This is a genomic window from Pseudomonas sp. Pseusp11 (genome assembly GCF_047304405.1).
Taxonomy (GTDB): domain Bacteria; phylum Pseudomonadota; class Gammaproteobacteria; order Pseudomonadales; family Pseudomonadaceae; genus Aquipseudomonas.
Genome location: NZ_JBGLZF010000054.1, coordinates 24984 through 33630 on the forward strand (window position 1 = coordinate 24984; position 8647 = coordinate 33630).

Consider the following 8647-nt stretch of genomic DNA (forward strand, 5'->3'; position numbering starts at 1 on the left):
CCCTGAATAATTCCAATAAGAAGGCTGTCTATCCGTGAACGACTTCTCCGCCGCCCAACGCAGCCGCGTCACCATGCTCGACGTCGCCGAACACGCTGGCGTCTCCAAAGCCAGCGTCTCGCGCTTCATCGGCGACGACCGCGCCCTGCTCTCCGATGCCACGGCCCTGCGCATCGAGCAGGCGATTGCCGAACTCGGTTACCGCCCGAACCAGATGGCCCGCGGCCTGAAACGTGGGCGCACGCGTCTGATCGGCATGTTGGTGGCCGATATCCGTAACCCCTATTCGATTGCCGTGATGCATGGCGTGGAAACCGCCTGCCGTCGGCATGGCTACAGCCTGGTGGTGTGCAACACCGATCGCGATGACGAGCAGGAACGTCAGCACCTGGCGTTGCTGCGCTCGTACAACATCGAAGGCTTGATCGTGAACACCCTCGGCCACCACGTGGATGAGTTGCGCGAATTGCAGCGAGAAATGCCCATGGTGCTGGTGGATCGCAAGGTCGAGCAGTTCGATAGCGATCTGGTGGGGCTGGACAATCCCGCTGCCGTCGAGATCGCCGTGGCCCATCTTGAAGAACGCGGTTATCGCGATGTGCTGATGGTGACGGAGCCGTTTGACGGCACCAGTTCGCGGATCGAGCGGGTCAGCAGTTTCAAGGCGCAGATACAGCAACGTCCTGCTTTAACGGGCATGGTAGTTGAGACTGGCAGCGAACTGACCTCGCAGCTGAAAACCTTCCTGAACACTCCCGGCCCCGGACCGAAAGCGCTGTTTTGCGCCAACGGCATCGCCGCGCTGGCCAGCACCCATGCGTTACGTGAGTTGCAGTGCAACCTGTTCGAGGACGTCGGGCTGATCGCCCTGGATGATCTGGATTGGTATCCGTTGGTGGGCAGCGGGATTACCGCCCTCGCCCAGCCGACCGAGGACATTGGCGCGAGTGCGTTTGAGTGCTTGCTCAAGCGTTTGCGTGGGGATGACGGGCCAGTGCGGACCCTGGATTTTCCGGCGCGGTTGATCGTGCGTGGGTCGACTCTTGGGCATTTTCGGTGACTGAAAGAACGGCACATTGGCCACTGATATTTCTTTGAACATTTTTTTTGAACAAAAATGAAACCGGTTTCAGAGGTGATAACAATGAACAAACCACCCGTTTCCATCAGCCTGTCCAGCTATGGCGCCGAGCTTGTGCGCCAACGCGGCCAAGGCAGTTTTGTCGAAGTACTGGCCGCTGCCGGCGCCACGCATATCGAATGGCGCGAGGAACTGCTAACCCTCGAAGACCCGGCGCAATTGGCCGATGCCACGCAATCCCGGGGCCTGGAAAGCGTGTATTCCTCGCCGCTGGAGTTGTGGCTGGCCGGGCAATCGGCGCCCAACCCGGAACTGCTCTCGACTCTGCAACGCGCCGAGGCATTCGGCGCTAAATGGCTGAAAGTCTCCCTGGGCTATTTCACCGATAACAACGACCTGCAAACACTGGCGCATGTGTTGCAGCAGAGCCCGGTGCAGCTTTTGGTGGAAAACGACCAGACCTTGCACGGCGGTCGCATCGAACCGTTCCAGCGTTTCTTCGCTGATGTCGAGCAGCGTCAGCTGCCAATCAAAATGACCTTCGATATCGGCAACTGGCAATGGCAGGACCAGTCCGCCGCCAGTGCCGCGCGGTTGCTCGGTCGGTATGTCGGCTACGTGCACTGCAAAGCAGTGGCGCGCCGGGCTGACGGCAAACTGGTGGCGGTGCCACCGGCGGCCAGTGACTTGCATCTGTGGCAACAATTGTTGCGGCACATGCCCCATAACGTGATGCGCGCGGTGGAATATCCGCTGCAAGGCGATGACCTGGTACGGTTGACCACCGACCACGTCGCTACCCTCGCCCGCCTCGGCCAATCCCGCCTGGAGCCCGCGCATGTCTGAGATCGAGATTCTGTCGTTCGGCGAAACCATGGCGATGTTCGTCGCCGAACAGAACGGTGAACTGGCCGACGTCGGCCACTTCCACAAGCGCATTGCCGGGGCCGACAGCAACGTCGCCATTGGCCTGTCGCGATTGGGCTTTAACGTCGCCTGGCTGAGCCGGGTGGGCGCCGATTCTCTCGGCCGGTTCGTCATCGATACGCTGGAGAAAGAAGGCCTGGATTGCAGTCACGTCGACATCGACCCGGCGCACCCCACCGGATTTCAGCTCAAGTCCCGCACCGATGACGGCAGCGATCCGCTGGTCGAGTATTTCCGGCGTGGCTCGGCGGCCAGTCATTTGTCGGTGCAGTCGATTGCGCCACAACTGTTCAAGGCCCGGCACTTGCACGCCACCGGCATTCCCCCGGCACTGTCGGCATCGGCCCGGGAAATGTCCTTCGAACTGATGACGCGCATGCGCGATGCCGGGCGCAGCGTGTCGTTCGACCCCAACCTGCGGCCGAGCCTGTGGGCCAGCGAACAACAGATGATCAGCGAGATCAACCGCCTCGCCGCCCTCGCCCATTGGGTACTGCCGGGTTTGAGCGAAGGACGGTTGCTGACCCGTTTCGAAGACCCCGCCGACATCGCGGCGTTTTACCTCGACCAGGGCGCCGAAGCCGTGGCGATCAAACTTGGCCCGCACGGCGCGTATTACCGCACGCATCAGGATGAAGGTTTCGTTGCAGGCGTACCCGTGGCAACCGTGGTCGATACGGTCGGTGCCGGTGACGGGTTTGCCGTCGGCCTGATCAGCGCCCTGCTGGAGAACCACAGCGTTGCCCAAGCCGTGCAGCGTGCCAACTGGATCGGCAGCCGCGCGGTGCAGAGCCGTGGGGATATGGAGGGGTTGCCCACCCGAGCCGAAATGGATGCCGAATTTGAGGCCGCTGACACTGATCGTTCCCACGCTCCTGCGTGGGAATGCAGCCCGTGACGCTCCGCGTCACAGGGGACGCAGAGCGTCCCTAGAGGCATTCCCACGCAGAGCGTGGGAACGAGATGCCACAACCGTTACCTGCTGCGACAAAAACAACAAGCTCAGGAGCATCACTATGAAAACCGCAACACTGGCCACCCGCCGCTGGTGGTACATCATGCCCATCGTTTTCATCACCTACAGCCTGGCGTATCTGGACCGCGCCAATTACGGGTTCGCCGCCGCCTCCGGGATGGCCAAGGACCTGATGATCACCCCGGGGTTGTCTTCCCTGCTCGGCGCACTGTTCTTCCTCGGCTATTTTTTCTTCCAGATTCCGGGCGCGATCTACGCCCAGAAGCACAGCGTGAAAAAGCTGATTTTCGTCAGCCTGATTCTCTGGGGCGCCCTGGCGACATTGACCGGGATCGTCTCCAACGCCTACTGGCTGATCGTCATTCGTTTCATGCTCGGAGTGGTTGAAGCTGCGGTGATGCCGGCGATGCTGGTGTACCTGTGCCACTGGTTCACCCGTGCCGAACGCTCGCGCGCCAACACCTTCCTGATCCTCGGCAACCCGGTGACCATGCTCTGGATGTCGGTGGTCTCGGGCTATCTGATCCAGCATTTCAGCTGGCGCTGGATGTTCATCATCGAGGGTTTGCCGGCGGTGTTGTGGGCGTTTATCTGGTGGCGTCTGGCCGATGACCGTCCGGCACAGGCCAAGTGGCTCAACGACCAGGAAAAGCAGGATCTGGAAAGTGCCTTGGCCGCCGAACAGGTCGGTATTAAAGCGGTGAAAAACTACGCCGAAGCTTTCCGCTCGCCAAAAGTCATCATCCTCGCCTTGCAGTTTTTCTGCTGGAGCATCGGCGTCTACGGTTTCGTGCTGTGGCTGCCATCGATCCTCAAGGCCGGCGCACAAATGGACATGATCGAAGCCGGCTGGCTGTCGGCGTTGCCCTACCTGGCGGCGGTGATCGGCATGCTGTTGGTGTCCTGGGGCTCGGACAAACTGCAAAAGCGCAAACGCTTCGTCTGGCCTCCGCTGCTGATCGCCTCGATTGCGTTCTACGGCTCCTACGCGCTGGGCGCGGAGCATTTCTGGTGGTCCTACACCTTGCTGGTGATTGCCGGTGCCTGCATGTACGCCCCGTACGGGCCGTTCTTCGCCATCGTTCCGGAAATCCTCCCGGCCAACGTGGCCGGTGGTGCCATGGCGTTGATCAACAGCATGGGCGCGCTCGGTTCGTTTGGCGGCTCGTATCTGGTCGGTTACCTGAACAGCTCCACCGGATCGCCCGGTGCGTCTTATCTGCTGATGAGCGGCGCGTTGCTGGTGTCGGTGGTGCTGACGATTTTCCTCAAGCCCGGCGCCAGTGACCGGGTCGTGGCCAAAGCCGCCGCGCCCCGGCCTGCGGCGGCTCATTCCTGAATGGATGTTGATATGAAAAAGCAGGTTGTGCTGTACAAGAAACTCTCGCCGCTGCTGATGGCTCGCTTGCATGAGCAGACCGAGGTGACGCTGATCGACAGCCTCGACGCCGAAGGCCTGGCCAAGCTGCGCCAGGCCCTGCCCCGCGCCCAAGGGTTGCTTGGCGCCAGTCTGAAACTCGATGCCGGGTTGCTGGACCTGGCACCGAACCTGGAAGCGATTGCCAGTGTGTCCGTCGGCGTCGACAACTACGACATCGACTACCTGACCGAACGGCGGATCCTGCTCAGCAATACGCCCGATGTGTTGACCGAGACCACCGCCGACACCGGTTTCGCGCTGATCCTGGCCACCGCGCGGCGTGTGGTGGAACTGGCGAACATGGTTCGCGCCGGCCAGTGGAACCGCAACATTGGCCCGGCGCATTTCGGCAGCGATGTGCATGGCAAGACGCTGGGCATCATCGGCATGGGGCGGATTGGCGAGGCGTTGGCGCAGCGTGGGCATTTCGGTTTTGGCATGCCGGTTGTGTATCACAGCCATTCGCCGAAACCGGCGGTGGAGCAGCGCTTCAATGCGCAATACCGCAGTCTGACCGAGTTGTTGCAACAGGCCGATTTCATTTGCCTGACCTTGCCGCTGACCGCCGAAACCGAAAAGCTGATCGGCGCCAGGGAGTTCGCCTTGATGCGTCCGCAAAGCATCTTCATCAATATTTCACGGGGCAAGGTGGTGGACGAAGCGGCGTTGATCGAGGCGTTGCAGCAGAACCGGATTCGCGCCGCCGGGCTGGATGTGTTCGAGCGCGAACCGCTGCGCCATGACTCGCCGCTGTTGCAGTTGAACAACGTGGTGGCGACGCCGCATATCGGCTCGGCGACCCATGAGACGCGGGAGGCTATGGCGACTTGTGCGGTCGAAAATTTGTTGGCGGCGTTGGCGGGTGAGCGGCCGGTGAATCTGGTGAATACCGGAGCGTGGAAGGGTTAAGGGGTTAGCTGTTGATCGTTCCCACGCTCCGCGTGGGAATGCATCCCGTGACGTTCCGCGTCACAGCCGAAGCGGACGCAGAGCGTCCATGGCGGCGTTCCCACGCAGAGCGTGGGAACGATCATCACAAACCTTTCAGGCCCGCCGCTCCTGCAGCAAATCCACTGCACACAAGGCAATTCGCCGACACGCTTCCGCCAGCTTCACCTGGTCCACCACCAGCCCGATGCGTATGTGCCCCGCCGCACTCGGCCCGAAGGCTTCACCGGCCAGCACCGACACGCCATAACCTTCAAGCAGCCGCTCGGCAAAATCCTGGGCACCGAGCCCGGTCTGGCGCACATCGAGCATCACGAACATCCCGCCATCGGGTTTGATCGGCCGGATACCGGGGCAACCGCTCAGCCTCGCACACACCAGATCGCGACGCTGGCGATATTCCTCGCGCATCTGCGCCACTTCCGGCAAGTCCTCATCGAGTGCCGCTTGCGCGGCTTTCTGGACGAAATCCGGAATGCCGAACAGCATGCACAACGACAGATGCATCACATGATCGGCCAGTGGTTTCGGGCCGATCATCCAGCCTACCCGCCAGCCAGTCATGGCATGGGATTTGGACAAGCTGTTAAGGGTCGCGGTGCGCTCGGCCATGCCCGGCAGACTGGCCGGGCTGATGTGCTCGCCTTCATACAACAGGTCGCTATAGACCTCATCGCTGATCAGCCAGAGGTCATGCTGCACACACAGCGCCGCCAGTTCCTGCCAGCTTTTCAAGGGCAGGCTGGCGCCGGAGGGATTGTTCGGACTGTTGAGCAGAATGACCCGGGTTTTAGCGGTGATCAGCGCCGCGACGTCTGCCGGCTCGACCCGAAAGCCATTCTCCGGACGCACCGCCACCGGCACCACGCTCGCCCCGCAGGCGCCGAACACGCCTTCGTAGGTGACGTACATCGGCTCGGCGACGATCACTTCGTCACCCGGATCAAGCAGGCACTGCGCAACCGAATACACCGCGCATTGAGCGCCGGGCAGCACGATCACATGGTCGGCGTCCACCTCCTGGCCGCTGCGCTGCTGATGACGGCTGGCGATGCTGCTACGCAGTGTGCGGCTGCCGCGTACATCCGAATAATGGGTGTCGCCGGCCAGCAGGCTGTCGATCGCCGCGTGGACGATCGGCAGCGGTGTATCGAAATCCGGGTCGCCGACCGACAGCAGCAGCACGTCGACGCCCTGCTCGCGCAATTCCAGCGCTCGATCGTGAATCTTCCAGGCTGCCGCTCCATCACCGTCGATTCGTTGGGTCAAGGCTGAATAGCGCATGTACTTCTCCTAACGCGCGAGTTCCAGTTTCAACCCTATCTCAAATCACGAAACGCGCCACCATTGCGTTCAAATCTACCGCCAGTCGTGACAGTTCATGGGTGGCGGCGCTGGTCTGGTTGGCACCGGCGGCCGATTGGGTGGCCAGGTCGCGGATGTTGACCAGGTTGCGGTCGACTTCACGGGACACCTGGGCCTGTTCTTCCGAGGCGCTGGCGATCACCAGGTTGCGTTCATTGATCAGCTGAATCGATGAAGTGATCTGTTCCAGGGCGACACCTGCCGCACGGGCCATTTCCAGGGTGCTTTGGGTGCGCTGATTGCTTTGCTGCATCGAGGAAACCGCTTCACCGGTACCGTTCTGAATGCCGGCCACCATTTTCTCGATTTCCTGGGTCGATTGCGCAGTGCGATGGGCCAACGCCCGGACCTCGTCCGCCACCACCGCAAAGCCACGCCCAGCCTCCCCGGCACGGGCCGCTTCGATGGCGGCGTTGAGGGCCAGCAGGTTGGTCTGCTCGGCAATGGCGCGGATCACGTCCAGCACTTTGCCGATGTCGCGGCCCTGAGCGGCCAGCCCCTCGATCATCAGTGCAGTGTTTTGCACGTCGTGGGTCATGGTCTGAATCGCGTCGACGGTTTCCACCACCCGGTCACGACCCTCACGGGCAGCGGCGGTCGACTGGTTCGAGGCTTCGGAGGTCGACACCGCGTTGCGTGCCACTTCTTCCACGGCGGCGGTCATTTCGTTGACGGCAGTGGCGGCCTGCTCGATTTCGTTGTTCTGCTGTTGCAGGCCACGGGACGCTTCTTGCGTCACGGTGCTGAGTTCTTCGGCGGCGGCGCCCAGTTGCGTCGCGGAGCCGGCGATCTGTTCGATGGTCTTGCGCAGGTTCGTCTGCATGGTGGCCAAGGCGCCGAGTAAACGCGCCGGTTCGTCGTTGCCGTCGACTTCGATGACCTTGCTCAGGTTGCCGCTGGCAATGGTTTCGGCCGCGAGCACTGCACGGTTCAGCGGCGTGAGGATGCTGCGGGTCAGCAACCAGGCCAGCAGCACCGTCATCAGGGCGGCCATCACCGCGACCACGACAATGCCGGTAATGGCTTCGCTGTAGTGCTCGCCCGCTTTCGCCGACGCGGCTTTGGCATCGGCGGCGTTGATCGCTACCAGTTTGTTCAGTTGCTCGCCCATCTGATCGGTGCCTTCCTTGATCCGCGTGTTGATCAGGGTGCGCATCTCATCGAGCTTGTCCTGCCGCGACAGCTCCAGCATCTGGCTCTGGGCTTGCATGTAGTTGTCGAGGGTTGCCGAGAAGGTTTTGTACAGCGCGGCTTCTTCAGGGCCGGCCGGCAAAGCGGCATAACTGGCTTGGGCGCTACGCACCTTGTCGACGAGCGCGCCGACGCGGGTCTGGGCTTCCTGCAACGCCGCCGGGTCACGGTTGACCAGCACGCGGAACGAGAGAATCCGCAGCCGCAGGACGTTTTCCGTCACGTTACCCAGAAACCCAATGCTGGGTAACTGCGTGGTTTCCATATCAATAGAAGCCTGACGGATGACCGACATGCGGTTCACGGCAAACACACCCAGCACAATGACCAGCAGGGCAATGAAGGCGAAACCGAGGAAAGCTCGAGGCGCGATATTCAGATTACGCAGTGACATAGGATGATCTCGGTAATTGAGGCGGCGAGCATCCTTGCGGTAATCACTGGCGGGCGGGCGATGGCGCGCACCTTTCAGTTTGGCGCCACTGTTGTAATAGGTTTGTGTACGCCTATTGGCTGTATCGGCCGGGGTTTAGGATTTTTGCAGGGGGTTGGAGAAATATTTTTCAAGGGCGGCAGAGTGTTTCAGCGGTGAAACAGATGTTGCGCGGAGGTCGGCTTTGCGCAGTAGCCTTTGTGGGGGGGGGGGGGGGGGGGGGCGGGGGGGGGGGGGGGGGGCGCCAAAAAAAAAAATATTAGGGCCCCCGCCCCCGGCGCGGGCCGCCGCCCCCCCCACAAGATT

Annotated in this window: 7 protein-coding genes; 5 read left to right on the forward strand and 2 right to left on the reverse strand. The window is 61.7% G+C overall.

The genetic code is table 11. The features are described 5' to 3' along the window. Positions 1-34: 34 nt before the first annotated feature. From ACCC96_RS27325 to ACCC96_RS27345, 5 genes are all read left to right on the forward strand, one after another. Positions 35-1060, forward strand: coding sequence for a LacI family DNA-binding transcriptional regulator (locus ACCC96_RS27325; RefSeq protein WP_413697437.1), 1026 nt, complete (start codon positions 35-37; stop codon positions 1058-1060). Positions 1061-1144: 84 nt separating this feature from the next. Then, on the forward strand, positions 1145-1927 hold the full coding sequence (locus ACCC96_RS27330) for a sugar phosphate isomerase/epimerase family protein (RefSeq protein WP_413697438.1): 783 nt from the start codon (positions 1145-1147) through the stop codon (positions 1925-1927). Further along, a complete protein-coding gene (locus tag ACCC96_RS27335; protein ID WP_413697439.1) occupies positions 1920-2906 on the forward strand; it encodes a sugar kinase in 987 nt (328 codons plus the stop codon). Before ACCC96_RS27330 ends, ACCC96_RS27335 begins: the two co-directional genes overlap by 8 nt. A 118-nt stretch (positions 2907-3024) precedes the next feature. Further along, positions 3025-4323: an MFS transporter gene (locus ACCC96_RS27340; RefSeq protein ID WP_413697440.1), complete on the forward strand. Its 1299-nt coding sequence runs from the start codon at positions 3025-3027 to the stop codon at positions 4321-4323. A 12-nt stretch (positions 4324-4335) separates the two neighbouring features. Continuing rightward, the gene (locus ACCC96_RS27345) at positions 4336-5313 is read left to right on the forward strand and encodes a 2-hydroxyacid dehydrogenase (RefSeq protein ID WP_086944338.1); all 978 of its coding nucleotides are present in this window, start codon (positions 4336-4338) and stop codon (positions 5311-5313) included. A 135-nt stretch (positions 5314-5448) separates the two neighbouring features. Here the strand turns inward: ACCC96_RS27345 and ACCC96_RS27350 are convergent, their stop codons facing one another. Continuing rightward, a complete protein-coding gene (locus tag ACCC96_RS27350) occupies positions 5449-6636 on the reverse strand; it encodes a pyridoxal phosphate-dependent aminotransferase (protein WP_413697441.1) in 1188 nt (395 codons plus the stop codon). A gap of 40 nt (positions 6637-6676) precedes the next feature. Then, positions 6677-8302 (reverse strand): methyl-accepting chemotaxis protein, encoded by a 1626-nt coding sequence (locus ACCC96_RS27355; protein ID WP_413697442.1) that lies wholly within the window; start codon positions 8300-8302, stop codon positions 6677-6679. Positions 8303-8647 lie beyond the last annotated feature (345 nt).

What these genes read in the sequence shown, in the direction of transcription:
- ACCC96_RS27330 (WP_413697438.1), top strand. Translation starts at nt 1,145, where the DNA reads ATGAACAAACCACCCGTTTCCATCAGCCTGTCCAGCTATGGCGCCGAG.
- ACCC96_RS27335 (WP_413697439.1), top strand. Translation starts at nt 1,920, where the DNA reads ATGTCTGAGATCGAGATTCTGTCGTTCGGCGAAACCATGGCGATGTTC.
- ACCC96_RS27340 (WP_413697440.1), top strand. Translation starts at nt 3,025, where the DNA reads ATGAAAACCGCAACACTGGCCACCCGCCGCTGGTGGTACATCATGCCC.
- ACCC96_RS27345 (WP_086944338.1), top strand. Translation starts at nt 4,336, where the DNA reads ATGAAAAAGCAGGTTGTGCTGTACAAGAAACTCTCGCCGCTGCTGATG.
- ACCC96_RS27350 (WP_413697441.1), bottom strand. Translation starts at nt 6,636, where the DNA reads ATGCGCTATTCAGCCTTGACCCAACGAATCGACGGTGATGGAGCGGCA.
- ACCC96_RS27355 (WP_413697442.1), bottom strand. Translation starts at nt 8,302, where the DNA reads ATGTCACTGCGTAATCTGAATATCGCGCCTCGAGCTTTCCTCGGTTTC.